The sequence below is a fragment of the Roseicella aerolata genome, from assembly GCF_020523605.1.
GTDB lineage: Bacteria > Pseudomonadota > Alphaproteobacteria > Acetobacterales > Acetobacteraceae > Paracraurococcus > Paracraurococcus aerolatus.
This window is the reverse complement of sequence record NZ_JAJAQI010000043.1, coordinates 31,775-47,058: the sequence shown is the minus strand read 5'-3', so window position 1 is coordinate 47,058 and position 15,284 is coordinate 31,775. Positions and strand designations below refer to the sequence as shown.

General features: G+C 70.7%; 14 protein-coding genes and 1 tRNA gene. 8 read left to right on the top strand and 7 right to left on the bottom strand.

The features are described 5' to 3' along the window. Nucleotides 1-120: 120 nt before the first annotated feature. The 3 genes from LHA35_RS22340 to LHA35_RS22330 form a co-directional block, all read right to left on the bottom strand. Nucleotides 121-411 carry an Arm DNA-binding domain-containing protein gene (locus LHA35_RS22340; protein ID WP_226612201.1) on the bottom strand — a complete coding sequence of 97 codons (291 nt, stop codon included), beginning with the start codon at nt 409-411 and terminating at the stop codon, nt 121-123. Nucleotides 412-552: 141 nt separating this feature from the next. Next, nucleotides 553-645 (bottom strand) — tRNA-Ser (locus LHA35_RS22335). Nucleotides 646-761: 116 nt separating this feature from the next. After that, the gene (locus LHA35_RS22330; protein WP_226612200.1) at nt 762-1,391 is read right to left on the bottom strand and encodes a glutathione S-transferase family protein; all 630 of its coding nucleotides are present in this window, start codon (nt 1,389-1,391) and stop codon (nt 762-764) included. Nucleotides 1,392-1,611: 220 nt separating this feature from the next. Here LHA35_RS22330 and LHA35_RS22325 point away from each other — a divergent pair, with 220 nt between their 5' ends. After that, complete coding sequence (locus LHA35_RS22325) at nt 1,612-1,878, top strand: NINE protein (RefSeq protein WP_226612198.1); 267 nt, start codon at nt 1,612-1,614, stop codon at nt 1,876-1,878. 106 nt (nt 1,879-1,984) lie between these two features. Then, nucleotides 1,985-3,562 carry an ABC transporter substrate-binding protein gene (locus LHA35_RS22320; RefSeq protein WP_226612196.1) on the top strand — a complete coding sequence of 526 codons (1,578 nt, stop codon included), beginning with the start codon at nt 1,985-1,987 and terminating at the stop codon, nt 3,560-3,562. An 85-nt stretch (nt 3,563-3,647) separates the two neighbouring features. Here LHA35_RS22320 and gatB read toward each other — a convergent pair whose 3' ends face one another. From gatB to gatC, 4 genes are all read right to left on the bottom strand, one after another. Then, a complete protein-coding gene (gene gatB / locus LHA35_RS22315) occupies nt 3,648-5,096 on the bottom strand; it encodes an Asp-tRNA(Asn)/Glu-tRNA(Gln) amidotransferase subunit GatB (protein WP_226612195.1) in 1,449 nt (482 codons plus the stop codon). Further along, entirely contained in the window at nt 5,080-5,496 is a 417-nt protein-coding gene (locus LHA35_RS22310) for a hypothetical protein (protein WP_226612193.1), read from the bottom strand. The genes gatB and LHA35_RS22310 overlap by 17 nt, the downstream gene beginning before the upstream one ends. A 65-nt stretch (nt 5,497-5,561) precedes the next feature. After that, on the bottom strand, nt 5,562-7,049 hold the full coding sequence (gene gatA, locus LHA35_RS22305; RefSeq protein WP_226612191.1) for an Asp-tRNA(Asn)/Glu-tRNA(Gln) amidotransferase subunit GatA: 1,488 nt from the start codon (nt 7,047-7,049) through the stop codon (nt 5,562-5,564). Further along, nucleotides 7,049-7,348 (bottom strand): Asp-tRNA(Asn)/Glu-tRNA(Gln) amidotransferase subunit GatC, encoded by a 300-nt coding sequence (gatC, locus tag LHA35_RS22300; protein WP_226612190.1) that lies wholly within the window; start codon nt 7,346-7,348, stop codon nt 7,049-7,051. The genes gatA and gatC overlap by 1 nt, the downstream gene beginning before the upstream one ends. 45 nt (nt 7,349-7,393) lie before the next feature. Between gatC and ruvX the strand changes: the two genes are divergently transcribed. The 6 genes from ruvX to topA all read left to right on the top strand — a co-directional run bounded on the left by ruvX (nt 7,394) and on the right by topA (nt 15,283). Then, entirely contained in the window at nt 7,394-7,864 is a 471-nt protein-coding gene (gene ruvX, locus LHA35_RS22295; RefSeq protein WP_226612188.1) for a Holliday junction resolvase RuvX, read from the top strand. A gap of 31 nt (nt 7,865-7,895) precedes the next feature. Beyond that, nucleotides 7,896-8,846 carry an aspartate carbamoyltransferase catalytic subunit gene (locus LHA35_RS22290; protein WP_226612186.1) on the top strand — a complete coding sequence of 317 codons (951 nt, stop codon included), beginning with the start codon at nt 7,896-7,898 and terminating at the stop codon, nt 8,844-8,846. A gap of 84 nt (nt 8,847-8,930) precedes the next feature. Then, nucleotides 8,931-10,205: a dihydroorotase gene (gene pyrC, locus LHA35_RS22285; RefSeq protein WP_226612184.1), complete on the top strand. Its 1,275-nt coding sequence runs from the start codon at nt 8,931-8,933 to the stop codon at nt 10,203-10,205. Continuing rightward, nucleotides 10,202-10,786, top strand: coding sequence for a glycerol-3-phosphate 1-O-acyltransferase PlsY (gene plsY / locus LHA35_RS22280; protein ID WP_226612182.1), 585 nt, complete (start codon nt 10,202-10,204; stop codon nt 10,784-10,786). Before pyrC ends, plsY begins: the two co-directional genes overlap by 4 nt. A gap of 450 nt (nt 10,787-11,236) precedes the next feature. Continuing rightward, complete coding sequence (gene dprA, locus LHA35_RS22275) at nt 11,237-12,391, top strand: DNA-processing protein DprA (RefSeq protein ID WP_226612180.1); 1,155 nt, start codon at nt 11,237-11,239, stop codon at nt 12,389-12,391. A 66-nt stretch (nt 12,392-12,457) separates the two neighbouring features. After that, nucleotides 12,458-15,283: a type I DNA topoisomerase gene (gene topA, locus LHA35_RS22270; RefSeq protein WP_226612179.1), complete on the top strand. Its 2,826-nt coding sequence runs from the start codon at nt 12,458-12,460 to the stop codon at nt 15,281-15,283. Nucleotide 15,284 lies beyond the last annotated feature (1 nt).

The window sequence follows — 15,284 nt, the reverse complement described above, 5'->3', positions numbered from 1 at the left end:
CGAGCAGAGGGCGGCGGCAGATCAAGGGGGCTGAGAATGCCAGCGGGAGACATCGGCTCGATATGGTGGCGATGGGCCGGCACCCGGCCCGTTGTGTCGGCCCCGCGCTGATCTGCCTGCTTATTTCGCGTTCAGATTCTTAGCCGCAATGGGGTCGATCCCGCGGTGCACCAACCGACGCGCCGCGAACGCCGCCTCGCGCGCCTCGGCAAGAGAGACGAGGCCGACGGGGCCGAGGCCGACGGGGCCGAGGCCGAGCTGACGCTGGCGGCCCTGCCAGCGGAACCGCAGTAGCCACGACTTATGGTCCGGTCCCCTGACCTGCAGCCACAGTCCGCCTCCGTCGCCGTAGCGACCCGGCTCCTCCAGTTTGCTGACGCGTAGCGCCGTCAGCTTGCCCCCGACCGCCATGCTTACCAGCCCGCACACCAGCCCATACCGCGGGGCTGGATGTCACCGGTCATCCTAGGGCATCGCTGGAACTGGTGGCGACGCAAATCCCCCGGATTCCGGGGCTTGTGAGGCGTCTCAGGGCGTGATTGGGCATCGGAGTGGCGGAGGGGATGGGATTCGAACCCACGATACAGGTTGACCCCGTATAACGGTTTAGCAAACCGTCGCCTTCAGCCACTCGGCCACCCCTCCGCAGGCGTGACAGGCTCACGACGTATGCAGGCCTGCTCTTACAGGCGGGCGGGCCGATCGTCAAACCGTCAGACGACCCGGCCGGCACCTTTTCGCCCCGGAAGCGGGCGCCCCCTTCAGGAGAGCGGTACCTCGAAGCCCCTGGCCGTCGCCGGCCGGGCCATCATGCGCGCATACCAGGCGGCGACATTCGGCAGGTCGTCGAAGGGCACCTGATGCCGCTCATGCCGCCAGGCCCAGCCGAGGATGGCGAAATCGGCGATGCTCGGCTCTCCCTCCGTCGCCACGAACTCCCGGCCCGCCAGCCGCCTGTCGAGCACGCCGTAGAGCCGCCTGGTCTCCGTATGGTAGCGCCTGAAGCCGTACTCCTTGGCCGGCCCGTCCGGCTGCAGCAGGAAATGGTGCACCTGGCCCGGCATCGGCCCGAACCCGCCCATCTGCCACATCAGCCATTCATAGACCGGCACCCGGGCGCGGAGGTCCTTCGGCATGAATCGTCCGGTCTTCTCCGCCAGGTAGAGCAGGATCGCGCCGCTCTCGAAGACCGTGATCGGCTGCCCGCCCGGCCCCTCCGGATCGATGATCGCGGGAATCCGGTTGTTCGGGCTGAAGCGCAGGAAGTCCGGGTTGAACTGCTCGTTCTTGGTGATGTCCACGGGCTTCACCCTGTACGGCAACCCCATCTCCTCCAGCGCCACGCTGATCTTGCGGCCATTCGGGGTGTTCCAGGTCCATAATTCGATCATCGGGCGCTCCGTTCCGGCGTCTCTCCATGGTCAGCCTAGCGAAGCCGCTGCCGCCCGGCGAGAGCAGGCCGTGTCCGCGCCGCCACGGCGGCCGGGAGACCTATCGCAAAACGCGAAATACCTTCCTTTCTGCATGCCGTTGCAGCACTTTCCTCCCCATACCGTTGCGCCAGGGGTACGAGCAGCGGCTCATCGGGGGAAGTATCGAATGCAAGCGGTGTTGTCGTCCGGTCCGCACCGGAAATCGGTGGGGCTTGCCTATCTGTTGCTGGCGCTGTTCGGCCTCTTCGGCCTGCACCGGCTCTATCTCGGCCGCAGCCTGTCCGCTGCCGGCATGGCGGCGATCACGGTCCTCTCCATCCCCCTGATCTGGAGCGGCCTCGGCCTGCTGGGCTTCGTCGCGACCGGCACCTGGGCCCTGGCCGATGCGCTGCTGATCCCGAGCATGGCGCGCGAGACGAAGGAAGGCATGCCGGCCCTCGCCTGAGGCAGGGGCCGGATCGCCACGGGGCGGAGCCGCCCCGCAGACCTGTCGGGGCCGCCCCCCTGGCCCCGGTCTTGCTTCCTCTCCCGGCCCCCGACGGGAGAGAGCCTTGTACAGACGAAGCTTCCTGGCTGCTGCCGGCCTGCTCGCCGCCCCGCCTATCGTCCGCGCCGACGAGACGCGCCTGCTGCGGTTCGTGCCCTATGCCGATGTGGCGATCATCGACCCCATCTGGAGCACGAACTACGCCACGCGCACCCATGCCCATCTGGTCTTCGAGACCCTCTACGGCGTGGATGAGGATCTGGTCCCGCGCCCGCAGATGGTCGCGGGCCATGTGGTAGAGGCGGATGGGACGCTCTGGCGCCTGACGCTGCGCGAGGGGCTTCGCTTCCATGACGGCACGCCGGTGCTGGCGCGGGACTGCGTGGCGAGCCTGCAGCGCTGGGCGAAGCGGGACGGCTTCGGCCAGGCGCTGATGGCAGCCACCGATGAACTCAGCGCCCCGGACGACCGCACCATCCTTTTCCGGCTGAAGAGGCCCTTCCCGCTGTTGCCCGCGGCCCTGAGCCGCCCGAGCGCCCTGGTCCCGGTCATCATGCCGGAGCGGCTGGCCAGCACCGACGCCTTCACCCAGGTGCCGGAGGCGATCGGCAGCGGCCCCTACCGCTTCCTGCCGCAGGAACGGGTGCCCGGCGCCCGCCTCGCCTATGCCCGCCATGCCGGCTATGTCCCACGCCCGGACGGCGTGCCCAGCATGACGGCCGGCCCGCGCATCCCGCATTTCGACCGCATCGAATTCCACGTCATCCCCGACCCCGCCACCGCCGCGGCGGCACTGCAGGCCGGGTCGGTGGACTGGGTGGAGCAGCCGCTGATCGACCTGCTGCCGGTGCTGCGCCGATCCCGCGACATCGCGGTCGAGGTAAAGGACCCCTGGGGCCTCATCGGCCATCTCCGCTTCAACCACCTGCACCCGCCCTTCGACAATCCGGCGATCCGCCGGGTGCTGCTGCAGGCCATCCGCCAGCAGGACTGCATGGAGGCTGTGGCGGGCAACGAACGGTCGCTCTGGCGCGCCGATATCGGCGTCTTCCCGCCCGGCACGCCGATGGCCAGTGAGGCGGGGCTCGGCCATCTGAAGGCGAAGCCCGACCTCCCCGCGCTGCGCCGGGCGCTGCAGCAGGCCGGCTACAAGGGGGAGCGGGTGGTGATGCTGGCCGGCACCGATGTGCCGCGCATCAACGCAGTTTCCGAGGTGACGGCGGAGGTGATGCGCCAGCTCGGCTTCAACCTGGACTATGTCGCGACCGATTGGGGCACTGCCAACCAGCGCTTCCCGGTGCGCCGCCCGCCATCCGAGGGCGGCTGGAACTGCTACTGCATCTATTCCTCGGGCTTCGACCAGATGAATCCGGCGGTCTACACCGCGCTGCGCGCCAACGGCCTGCGGGCCGGCATCGGCTGGCCGGACATCCCGAGGATGGAGGCGCTGCGCCAGGCTTGGCTGGATGCACCGGACGAGGCGGCGCAGAAGGCCATCGCGCAGGAGATCCAGGCTCTGGCGATGGAGCAGGCGATGTTCGTGCCGCTTGGGCTCTTCGCGCAGCCGGTCGCCTACCGAAAGACGCTGGTGGATATGCCGAAAGGGCCACCGCTGTTCACGGGGCTGCGGAAGACAGGCTGAGAAAGAGGAATCCGGGGGAGAGTATTCCCCCGGACCCTCTTCTGTTTCCGTGAGCTTGGCACCTGCCGGGCGGAAGCGCCCGGCCTCAGCCCAGCAGTTTCTTGACTGCCTCGTTGACCAGGGCCGGGTTGCCCTTGCCCTGCATGGCCTTCATGGTCTGGCCGACGAAGAAGCCGAACAGTTTCTCCTTGCCCGATTTGTACTCGGCCACCTTGTCGGCATTCGCCTCCAGCACCTGGGCCACGATGCGCTCGATCGCGCCGGTATCGGTGACCTGGCGCAGGCCGCGCTCCTCGACGATGGCGCCGGGCGACCTGCCCGTCTCCACCATCGCCTCGAAGACCTCCTTCGCCAGCTTGCCGGACAGCGTCCCGTCCTTCATCAGGTCGAGCAGCACGCCGAGATACTCGGCCTTCACCGGCGGCTCGGCGATGCTGGTCCTGGTGCGGTTGATGGCGGCAAACAGGTCGCCCATCACCCAATTCGCCGCGATCTTGGCATCGCGCCCCTTGGCCACCGTCTCGAAATAGGCGGCCGTCTCCTTCTCGAGCGTCAGCACATGCGCGTCATAGGGGCTGAGGCCCATGGCGACGTAGCGCGCGCGCCGCTCATCCGGCAGTTCCGGCAGGCTGGCCTTGAGCTGGTCCACCCAGTTCTGCTCCAGCACCAGTGGCGGCAGGTCCGGGTCGGGGAAGTAGCGATAGTCATGCGCATCCTCCTTGGAGCGCATGGAGCGCGTCACGCCGCGCGCCGTGTCGAACAGCCGCGTCTCCTGCTCGACCGTGCCGCCCTCCTCCCAGATCTCGATCTGCCGGCGCGCCTCGGCCTCCACCGCCTGCATGACGAAGCGGATGGAGTTGACGTTCTTCACCTCACAGCGCGTGCGGTAGCCCTCACCCGCCTTCCGGACGGAGACATTGACGTCGGCCCGCATCGAGCCCTCGTCCATGTTGCCGTCGCAGGTGCCGAGATAGCGCAGGATCTGCCTGAGCTTGGTCAGATAGGCGCCGGCTTCCTCCGGGCTGCGCATGTCGGGCTCGGAGACGATCTCCATCAGCGCGACGCCGGAGCGGTTCAGGTCGATATAGCTCTTGGTCGGGTGCTGGTCGTGCAGGCTCTTGCCCGCATCCTGCTCCAGATGCAGGCGGGTGATGCCGACCGTCTTGGTGCTGCCGTCGGCCAGTTCGATCTCGATCGCGCCCTCGCCCACGATGGGGTGGGCGTACTGGCTGATCTGGTAGCCCTGCGGCAGGTCCGCATAGAAGTAGTTCTTGCGGTCGAAGCGGGACCACAGATTGATCTGCGCCTTCAGGCCAAGGCCGGTGCGCACCGCCTGCGCCACGCATTCGCGGTTGATCACCGGCAGCATGCCGGGGAAGCCGGCATCGATGAAGCTCACCTGCGTGTTCGGCGCGGCGCCGAAGGCGGTGGCCGCGCCACTGAACAGCTTGGCGTTGCTCGTCACCTGGGCATGGACTTCCAGGCCGACGACGATCTCCCAGGGGCCGGTCCGGCCCTCAAGCGTATAGGACATGGCCTCGTTCCTTCTCTGCCCAGGCGAAGACGCGCTGCTGCTCCTCGGCCAGGAATGCGGCGGCATCGCCGCCGATGATGCGCCCCGCACGCTCCGCCGCGCGGGCGAAGCCGATCAGCGGCCTGCCGCGCATGGCGCCATGCGCGACGCTGTGCTTGTCCACCACGATGGCCGAGAGCAGCGGCCAGCCGCGCTCCGTCGCCCATCGGCAGAGCGCGAAGAGATGCGGGTCCATCCGCCGGCGCGCCGCGTTCCAGGGCAGGCCGCTGGCCGCGGCGACCTCGCCGTAGCTGAGGAAGCGCCGCTCCTCGGCTGCGCCCCGGATCAGGGCGAAGCTTGCCTCCAGGCGCAGCCCCTCCCCTGTTCCCTGGTTCGGCTGAGGGCGCCGTTCCTCCGTCACGGCCACATCCCCCCATCGTGGGGCGGCACCGCGCCGCGACGCTCGCCCGGCCGGGGAGACCTCGATCACACCCCTGCCCTCAGGGTCGGCACGGCGCGGAAATCCGCCGCCGTCTCGATCGCGGCACCGACGGCGAAGACCGTCTCCTCGTCGAAGGCGCGCCCGATCACCTGCAGGCCGAGCGGCAGGCCCTGCCGGTCCAGCCCCGCGGGCACCGCGAGGCCCGGCAGGCCGGCGAGGTTCGCCGTCACGGTGAAGACGTCGTTCAGGTACATCGTCACCGGGTCGTCCTGCTTCTCGTCCATCCCGAAGGCGGCCGAGGGCGTCGCCGGGGTGACGATGGCATCGACCGTCCGGAAGGCATCGTCGAAGTCGCGCTTGATCAGCGCGCGGATCTTCTGCGCCTTCAGGTAGTAGGCGTCGTAATAGCCCGCGCTCAGCACATAGGTGCCGATCATGATGCGCCGCTTCACCTCCGGCCCGAAGCCGGCGGCACGCGTCCGCTCATAGAGGTCCTTGAGGTCGCTGTCCTTCGCCGCCTCCCGCAGGCCGAAGCGCACGCCGTCATAGCGGGCGAGGTTGGAGGAGGCCTCGGCCGGCGCGACGATGTAGTAGGTCGGCAGCGCGTATTTGGTGTGCGGCAGGCTGATCTCGACCGTCTCGGCGCCCTGGTCGCGCAGCCATTGCAGGCCCTGCTCCCACAGCGCGCCGATCTCGGCCGGCATGCCTTCCAGTCGGTATTCCTTCGGCACGCCGATGCGCAGCCCCTTCACCCCGCGGGCGCAGGCGGCGGCGAAGTCCGGCACCGGGACATCGGCGCTGGTGCTGTCCTTCGGATCGAAGCCCGCCATGGATTTCAGCAGGATGGCGCAGTCCTCGACGGTGCGCGCCACCGGGCCGGCCTGGTCCAGGCTGCTGGCGAAGGCGACAACGCCCCAGCGGCTGCACCGGCCATAGGTCGGCTTGATGCCGGCGATGCCGCAGAAGGCGGCGGGCTGGCGGATGGACCCGCCCGTGTCGGTCGCGGTGGCACCCAGCGCCAGCCGCGCCGCGACGGCCGCCGCCGAGCCGCCGGAGGAGCCGCCCGGCACCAGCCGCGTGTCGGGGTCGTTGGCGCGCGACCAGGGGTTCTCCACCGGCCCGAAGGCGCTGGTGGTGTTGGAGGACCCCATGGCGAACTCGTCCAGGTTCACCTTGCCCAGGAACACGGCGCCGTCCCGCAGCAGGTTGGCGCTCACCGTGCTCTCATAGGGCGGGACGAAATTGCCGAGGATCCGGCTCCCCGCGGTGGTCAGCGTCCCCGCGGTGCAGAACAGGTCCTTGATGGCGAGCGGCACACCCTCGAGCGGGCCCGCCACGCCCTCGGCCCGGCGCGCGTCGCTGGCCCGGGCCTGGGCCAGCGCCTGCTCCGCCATCACCGTGATATAGGCGTTGAGTCGCGGGTTGAGCTTCTCGATGCCGTCCAGATGCGCCCTCGTCAGCTCGACGCTGCTGATGAGGCCCTCGTTCAGCGCCTCGATGGCGCCGCGGAGCGAGAAATCGGTCGGGTGCATTATTCGACCACCTTCGGCACGCCGAAATATTCGCCGCCTTCGCCGCCCTGGCGATCGGGGGCGTTGGCCAGGATCTTCTCCGGGATGCCGCCATCGGTCACGAGGTCGTCACGCATCCGGAGCGAGACGGCGCCGCCGCCCGCCATGGGCTCGACGCCGTCGGTCGGCACCGCCTGCAATTGCTCGATCCAGCCGAGGATGCCGTTGAGCTCGGCCTGCATGCGGCCGACCTCCTCCTCCTCCAGCCGGATGCGGGCAAGCGAGGCGATGCGCCTCACGGTCGCGGTGTCGAGGGACATGCGGGAATTCCAGAACCTACCGGGCCCAGGGCTATAACGGCCGCCATGGCCCTCTTCAACCTGACCGACCTTCGCGCCGCCCTGCCCCGCGGCCAGCGCCTGATTGGCCTCGATCCGGGATCGAAGCTGATCGGCGTCGCGCTGTCCGATGTGCTGCTGATGCTGGCCAGCCCCTATGGCGCGCTCAGGCGCGGCAAGCTGAAGGCGAATGCCGCGGAGGTGGCGGCGATTGCCCGGAAGGAGGGCGCCGGCGGGCTGGTCGTCGGCCTTCCCCTCGGCATGGATGGCTCCTTCGGCCCGGCGGCCCAGGCGGCCAAGGACTGGGCCATGGCCATGGGCGAGGCGACCGGCCTGCCCGTCGCCCTCTGGGACGAGCGGCTGTCCAGTTCCGCCGTGAATCGCATGCTCATCGGCGAGGCAGACCTCACCCGGGCGAAGCGGGCCGCGGTGGTGGATGCGGCGGCAGCCGCCTACACCCTCCAGTCGGCCCTGGATGCCACCGCCGCCCGCGGTTAGGTTGCGGCCGACCCACCGGCGCCGAGTCCGCATGTCCTTCTCCTACCGCATCCTGCCAGCCGGGCATCTCCTCGCCATCGAGGGGCTGGAGCCGCCGCATATCGGCGCGCTGCTCGACCTCGCCGAGAGCTACGCCCTGCTCAACCGCTCCGGGAAGACCCAGCGCGACCTCCTCCGGGGCCGCACGCTGATCAACCTGTTCTTCGAGGACAGCACCCGCACCCGAACCAGCTTCGAACTGGCCGGCAAGCGCCTGGGCGCGGATGTCATCAACATGTCCGTCTCGACCAGCAGCGTGAACAAGGGGGAGACGCTGATCGACACGGCCACCACCCTGAACGCCATGCATTGCGACCTGCTGGTGGTGCGCCATGCCCAGTCCGGCGCGCCGGCGCTCCTCTCCCAGAAGGTCTCGGCGAGTGTCATCAATGCGGGGGACGGAACCCACGAACACCCCACCCAGGCCCTGCTGGATGCCCTGACCATCCGCCGCCGCAAGGGGCGGCTGGAGGGGCTGACGGTTGCCATCTGCGGCGACGTGCTGCACAGCCGGGTCGCCCGCAGCAATATCCACCTTCTGACCGCGATGAATGCCCGCGTCCGGGTGGTCGGCCCGCCGACCCTGATCCCGGCCGAGGCGACGCGTCTCGGTGTCGAGGTCTTCCACGACATGAAGGCGGGCCTCGCCGGTGCCGATGTGGTGATGATGCTCCGGCTGCAGAAGGAGCGGATGACGGGCGGCCTCGTGCCCTCCTCCCGCGAATTCTTCCGCTTCTTCGGCCTCGACCGGGAGAAGCTGGGCGTGGCGAAGCCAGACGCCATCGTCATGCATCCCGGCCCGATGAACCGCGGCATCGAGATCGACAGCGCGATCGCCGACGATCCGGAGCGCAGCGTGATCGGCGAGCAGGTGGAGATGGGCGTCGCCTGCCGCATGGCGGTGCTGGACGTGCTGGCACGGGACCTGCGGCGGAATGCTTGAACACGCAAACCCGGACCGGTCCAGGCCGGGTTCCGGCCTGGTAGGGGGGCCTGGGGGGACAAAGTCCCCCCAGTTGATCGCTGCATGACAGACACTCTCTTTGTTGGTGCCCGCCTGCTCGACCCCGCCTCGGGGCTCGATGCGGTGGGCGACCTGCTGGTCCGCGACGGGCTGATCCTCGATCACGGCAACACTCTCGGCCGCCCCGACGGGGCCGAGGCGGTGGACGCCGCCGGCCTCTGCCTTGCCCCCGGCCTGGTCGATCTCCGCGCCGCCATCGGCGAGCCGGGCGCGGAGCACCGCGAGACCATCGCTTCGGCCGCGCAGGCCGCGGCGGCGGGCGGGATCACCACCCTCTGCGTCCTGCCGGACACCGACCCGGCGCTGGACGACCCCGCGCTGGTGCAATTCGCCCTTCGCCGCGGCGAGGCAACCGGGTCGCTGACCCTCCTCCCCTACGGCGCCGCGACCAAGCGGTGCGAGGGCAGGGAACTCGCCGAATACGGGCTGCTGAAGGAAGCCGGGGCGATCGCCTTCACCGATGGGCGCCGGGCCATCGGCAATGCGCGGACCATGCGCCTCGCCCTCTCCTATGCCCGGGCCTTCGGCAGCTTCATCATCCAGCACCCCGAGGAGCCCAGCCTGGCCGCCGGCGGCGCCGCGACCGAGGGCGAGCTGGCGACCCGGCTCGGCCTGCCCGGCATCCCGCCCGCCGCCGAGGCCATCATGGTGGCGCGCGACATCGCGCTGGCCCGCATCACCCGCGGCCATGTGCATTTCGCCCATGTCAGCACGGCGGCGGCGCTCGACCTGATCCGGGCGGCGAAGGCGGAGGGGCTCTCGGTCACCTGCGACACCGCGCCGCCCTATTTCGACCTGAACGAGACGGCGATCGGCGACTGGCGGACCTATGCCAAGCTCTCCCCGCCGCTCCGGCCGGAGGCCGACCGGCTGGCGGTAGTGGCCGCGCTGAAGGACGGCACCATCGATGCCATCGCCTCCGACCACCAGCCGCGCGACGCCGATGACAAGCGCCTTCCCTTCGCCCAGGCGGAGGCCGGCGGGGCCGGGCTTGCCACGCTGCTCGGCGTGACCCTGGCGCGGGTGCATGGCGGCGATCTCGGCCTGCTGGCCGCGCTCGACCTGCTGACCGCGAAGCCGGCGACGCTGCTGGGCCTGCCGGTGGGGCGGCTGGCCAAGGGCGCGCCGGCCGATCTGGTGCTGATCGACCTGGAGCGGGGCTGGCAGGTGAAGGACGGCCAATTGCCGGGCAAGGCGCAGAACTCGCCCTTCGATGGCCGGGCGCTGGAGGGCCGGGTGGCCGGCACCTGGAAGGCCGGAAGGCGGGTCTTCGGATGAGCGCGCTCCTCGCCCTCGCCCTCGGCTACCTGCTGGGCTCCATCCCCTGGGGTCTCCTGCTGACCAAGGCGGCCGGACTCGGCGACATCCGCAGCATCGGCTCGGGCAATATCGGCGCGACCAATGTGCTGCGCACCGGGAACAAGGCCCTCGCCGCCGCCACCCTCGGCCTCGATATCCTGAAGGGCGTGGCGGCGCTGCTGATCGCCAACGCCCTCTGGGGAGAGACGGCGGGGCTGGTCGCCGGCTTCGGCGCCATGCTCGGGCATGCCTTCCCAGCCTGGCTCGGCTTCAAGGGCGGCAAGGGGGTCGCGACCGGCGGCGGCGTGCTGCTGGCGGCGGCCTGGTGGCTGGGGCTCGGTGCCCTCCTGGTCTGGCTGGCGACGGCCTTCGCCACGCGCATCTCCTCGGCCGGCGCCATGGCGGCCTGCGTGGCGGCGCCGGTGATCGCGGCCATTGCCGGACGCTGGGACCTAGCGCTGTTCTCGGCCGGGATCGCCGCGCTGGTGATCTGGCGGCACAAGGCGAATATCGCGCGGCTGCTGGCCGGGACGGAGCCGCGGATCGGCCGGAAGGTTTGACGGCGCTTCCCTCGGCCAGCACAATGCGGCGCATTCCTCGGCGCCGCGGCCAGCTCTGGGGAGAGTAGCCGCTTCAACCCATCGGCCGTGTGCTGCGCGCCTCCGGGATGGAAGGGTTGGGCTGCGGCATCGGCGCCGGTGTGCCTTCCGGCACCACGCCGCCATGAGCAGCACGCTTCCGCCGGGCGCGCGCAGCCGGTCGGGTGAGCGGCCAGTACAGCGCCTCAAGCCCGCATCACCGATGCGCCACCGGCCGAGAGACGCAATTCCTGGTTGTGGACGGCAGCAGAACGAAAGCGTAGTGGTGGATGCGGGATGGCAACAGACTCCCGCCGGACAACAACACGCTGCCATGGCCGTGACCCGACCGATCCCGCCGACCGCAAGAGGCTGTCCGCCGCCGCTCGCCCGGCCAGGCTGGCCGATGCCATGCCAGCCCGGGCGCGTCCGATGACGCGGGACGGCGACCGGGACCTGCCCCCCGCCGAGGCGATCGCCCGCCTCCGCCTTGCCCGCACCGAGGGCATCGGCCCCCTCACCTTCGGCCGGCTGCTGGAGCGGCACGGCACAGCCACCGCCGCGCTCGCCGCCCTGCCCCGCCTCGCCGCCCGCCGCGGCGCGCCCTTCGCCCTCCACCCCGAATCGGAGGCCCGGCGCGAGATGGAGGCCCTGCACCGCATGGGCGCCCGCCTTCTCTTCGCCGGCCTGCCGCCCTACCCGCCCCTGCTGGCGATGCAGGAGGACGCGCCGCCCGTCCTCGCCCTGCTCGGCGACCCGACCACCCTGTCCCTGCGGGCCGTCGCCCTGGTCGGTGCCCGCAATGCCTCGGCGGCCGGCCGTCGCATCGCGGAGGATCTGGGGGAATCGCTCGCCGCGGCCGGCCTTGCGGTGGTCTCCGGCCTGGCGCGGGGGATCGACGCCGCCGCGCATCTGGGTGCCCTGCGCAAGGGCCGCACCATCGCCTGCATCGCCGGCGGCCTCGATGAGCCCTACCCGCCCGAGCATGCCAGGCTGCAGGCCCGCATCGCCGATGAGGGCGGCGCCGTGCTGGCCGAGGCGCCGCTCGGCACCGCCCCCCTTGCCCGCCACTTCCCGCGCCGCAACCGCATCGTCGCCGCCCTCTCCCTCGGCGTGGTGGTGGTGGAGGCGGCGCCGCGCTCCGGCAGCCTGATCACCGCCCGCTTGGCCCTGGAAGCGGGGCGGGAGCTCTTCGCCGTGCCGGGCAGCCCGCTCGACCCGCGCGCGCGGGGCGCCAACGACCTGATCCGCCAGGGCGCGCACCTGACCGAATCGGCCGAGGACGTGCTGGCCCATCTGCCCGAGGCGCCCCGCCCGGCCCGGCTTTTCACCCCGCCGCCGGCCTGGGAGAGCGCCGATGCGGCCGAGGAACTCGTTCCATCGGTGCCGTCGACTCCGGAAACATCTTCTCAAGTCCTTGATTTGATTGGGGGCAGCCCGATAGCGGTTGACGAGGTGATGCGGCGCTGCCACCTCTCGCCCTCCGCGATCCAGGCGATCCTCCTTGATCTCGAACTGGCTGGACGGGTGGAACTGCTGCCGGGCAACCGCGTGGCGCTCACCGGTCGGGACCAGAACGGGCGCTAGGGGCCGCCCGCCGCGCTGCCCGCCGCAACCCCAATCCCCGGGTCGGCCACAGGATGTGTGGAGTCCATGCCGGACGTCGTCGTCGTCGAAAGCCCCGCCAAGGCCAAGACCATCAACAAGTATCTCGGCCGGGACTTCACGGTGCTGGCAAGCTTCGGCCATGTCCGCGACCTGCCCCCGAAGGACGGCTCCGTCCGTCCGGAGGAGGATTTCGCCATGGATTGGGAGTCGGAGGACCGCGGCGAGCGGCAGGTCAACGAGATCGCCCGCGCCCTGCGCGGCGCCCGGCGCCTCTTCCTCGCCACCGACCCGGACCGGGAGGGCGAGGCGATCTCCTGGCATGTCCAGGACATGCTGGCCCGCAAGGGGGCGCTGAAGGGCGTCGAGGTCCGCCGCATCACCTTCAACGAGATCACCAAGCGGGCCGTCCAGTACGCCATCGACCATCCCCGCGACCTGGATGCGCCGCTGATCGACGCCTATCTGGCGCGCCGCGCGCTGGATTACCTGGTGGGCTTCACCCTCTCGCCGGTGCTCTGGCGCAAGCTGCCGGGCAGCCGCTCGGCTGGACGGGTGCAGTCGGTCGCGCTGCGCCTGATCTGCGAGCGGGAAGCCGAGATCGAGGCCTTCCGGGCGCGGGAATACTGGACCGTCGAGGGCCGCTTCACCACGCCGGCCGGCGCCCCCTTCACCGCCCGGCTGACGCATCTCGACGGCAGGAAGCTCGAGCAGTTCGACCTGCCGGACGAGGCCAGCGCCCTGCGCGCCAGGGCCGCGGTCGAGGCGGGCGAGTTCGGCGTCCTCTCGGTCGAGAAGCGCCGGGTCCGCCGCAACCCGCCGCCGCCCTTCACCACCTCGACGCTGCAGCAGGAGGCCAGCCGCAAGCTCGGCTTCGGCGCGCAGCTGACGATGCGGACCGCGCAGCAGCTCTATGAGGGCGTCGAGATCGGGGGCGAGACGGTCGGCCTCATCACCTATATGCGGACCGACGGCGTGCAGATGGCGCGGGAGGCGATGTTCGCCATCCGCGACCATGTGAAGGAGGCCTTCGGCGCCGACTACCTGCCGGGCGCGCCCCGCGAGTACCAGAGCAAGGCGAAGAACGCCCAGGAAGCGCATGAGGCGATCCGCCCGACCGATGTGCGCAACACGCCGGAGCGCGTCGCCCGCTATCTCGATGACCGGCAGCGCAAGCTCTATGAGCTGATCTGGAAGCGCGCCGTCGCCAGCCAGATGCAGTCGGCCGAGCTGGACCAGACCACGGTCGAGATCGCGGATGCGGCGAGGAAGACCATCCTGCGCGCGACGGGCTCGGTCATCGCCTTCGACGGCTTCCTGAAGCTGTACCGGGAGGATCAGGACGATTCCGAGGCCGACCGGCGCGCCGGTCTGGTGACGGGCGCGGCCGAGGACGAGGACAGCCGCACCCTGCCGCCGATGCGGGAGCGCGACCCGCTGAAGCGCGGCGAGGTCACGGCGCTGCAGCACTTCACCCAACCGCCGCCCCGCTATTCCGAGGCCTCGCTGGTCAAGAAGCTGGAGGAGCTCGGCATCGGCCGGCCCTCCACCTATGCCTCCATCCTGCAGACCCTGCAGGACCGGGACTATGTGAAGCTGGAGAAGCGCCGCTTCATCCCGGAGGATCGCGGCCGCCTGGTCACCACCTTCCTGGTGAAATTCTTCGAGCGCTACGTGGACACCGGCTTCACGGCGGGGCTCGAGGAGCAGCTCGACGACATCTCGGGCGGCAAGATCGACTGGCGCGCGGTGATGCGGGCCTTCTGGGACGAGTTCAAGAAGGCGGTCGATGCCACCAAGGACCTGAAGATCAGCGACGTCATCGACGCGCTGGACGAGGAGCTGGGGCCGCACTTCTTCCCCGAGCGCGAGGGCGGCACGGATCCGCGCGCCTGCCCGGCCTGCAGCAACGGCCGGCTCGGCCTGCGGCTCGGCCGCACCGGGGCCTTCATCGGCTGCAACAACTACCCGGAATGCCGCTACACCCGCCCGCTGATCGCCCCGGGCGCCGAGGGCGAGGGCACGACGGGCCTGACCGAGGGCCCGCGCGAGCTGGGCCGCGATCCCGCGACCGGCGAGCAGGTGACGGTCCGCCGCGGACCCTATGGCGTCTATGTCCAGCTCGGCGAGGGCGGCACGGACGAGAAGGGCAAGCCCACCAAGCCGCGCCGCGCCAGCCTGACGCGGGACATGGACCCGGACACGCTCGACCTCGACCGGGCCCTGCGCCTGCTCTCCCTGCCGCGCGTCATCGGCCGCGACCCGGAGAGCGGCGAGGAGATCCAGGCCGGCCTCGGCCGCTTCGGGCCGTACATCAAGGTCGGCAGCATCTTCCAGTCGCTGGAACCGGGGGACGATGTCCTCTCGCTCGGCATGAACCGGGCGATGGAGCTGCTGGCCAAGGCGCGGGCCAAGGTCCGCTTCGTCGGGCCGCATCCGAAGGACGGCACCCCGGTCGAGATCCGCAAGGGGCGCTTCGGCCCCTATGCCCAGCACGGCAAGACGGTGGCGAACCTTCCGCGCAATGCCGCGATGGAGGAGATCACGCTGGATGAGGCCGTCGCCCTGCTGGCCGAAAAGGGCAAGGAGTTGGCGCCGAAGGGCAAGGCCGGGGCCAAGGGCAAGGCCAAGTCTGCCACGAAGCGCGCCGCGCCGAACGGCGCCGAGGCCGAGGCGGCGCCGGCGAAGCCGGCCGCCCGCAAGGCGCCGGCGCGCGCGACCCCGGCGCGGAAGGCGGCCGAGTGCGCAGCGCCCGCCGCCAAGGCGCCGGCCCGCCCGGCCGCCTCCCGCAAGCCGGCTGCGGCCGCCAAGCCCACCGCGAAGACGCCCGCCGCGAAGAAGCCGGCGGCGCCCAAGAAGACGGGCAAGGCCTGAG

Coding starts and splice junctions, on each gene's coding strand:
- gatC (WP_226612190.1), bottom strand. CDS start 7,348: ATGTCCCTCGACACCGCGACCGTGAGGCGCATCGCCTCGCTTGCCCGC.
- plsY (WP_226612182.1), top strand. CDS start 10,202: ATGAGCGCGCTCCTCGCCCTCGCCCTCGGCTACCTGCTGGGCTCCATC.
- gatB (WP_226612195.1), bottom strand. CDS start 5,096: ATGTCCTATACGCTTGAGGGCCGGACCGGCCCCTGGGAGATCGTCGTC.
- LHA35_RS22290 (WP_226612186.1), top strand. CDS start 7,896: ATGTCCTTCTCCTACCGCATCCTGCCAGCCGGGCATCTCCTCGCCATC.
- pyrC (WP_226612184.1), top strand. CDS start 8,931: ATGACAGACACTCTCTTTGTTGGTGCCCGCCTGCTCGACCCCGCCTCG.
- LHA35_RS22340 (WP_226612201.1), bottom strand. CDS start 411: ATGGCGGTCGGGGGCAAGCTGACGGCGCTACGCGTCAGCAAACTGGAG.
- topA (WP_226612179.1), top strand. CDS start 12,458: ATGCCGGACGTCGTCGTCGTCGAAAGCCCCGCCAAGGCCAAGACCATC.
- LHA35_RS22330 (WP_226612200.1), bottom strand. CDS start 1,391: ATGATCGAATTATGGACCTGGAACACCCCGAATGGCCGCAAGATCAGC.
- gatA (WP_226612191.1), bottom strand. CDS start 7,049: ATGCACCCGACCGATTTCTCGCTCCGCGGCGCCATCGAGGCGCTGAAC.
- ruvX (WP_226612188.1), top strand. CDS start 7,394: ATGGCCCTCTTCAACCTGACCGACCTTCGCGCCGCCCTGCCCCGCGGC.
- dprA (WP_226612180.1), top strand. CDS start 11,237: ATGACGCGGGACGGCGACCGGGACCTGCCCCCCGCCGAGGCGATCGCC.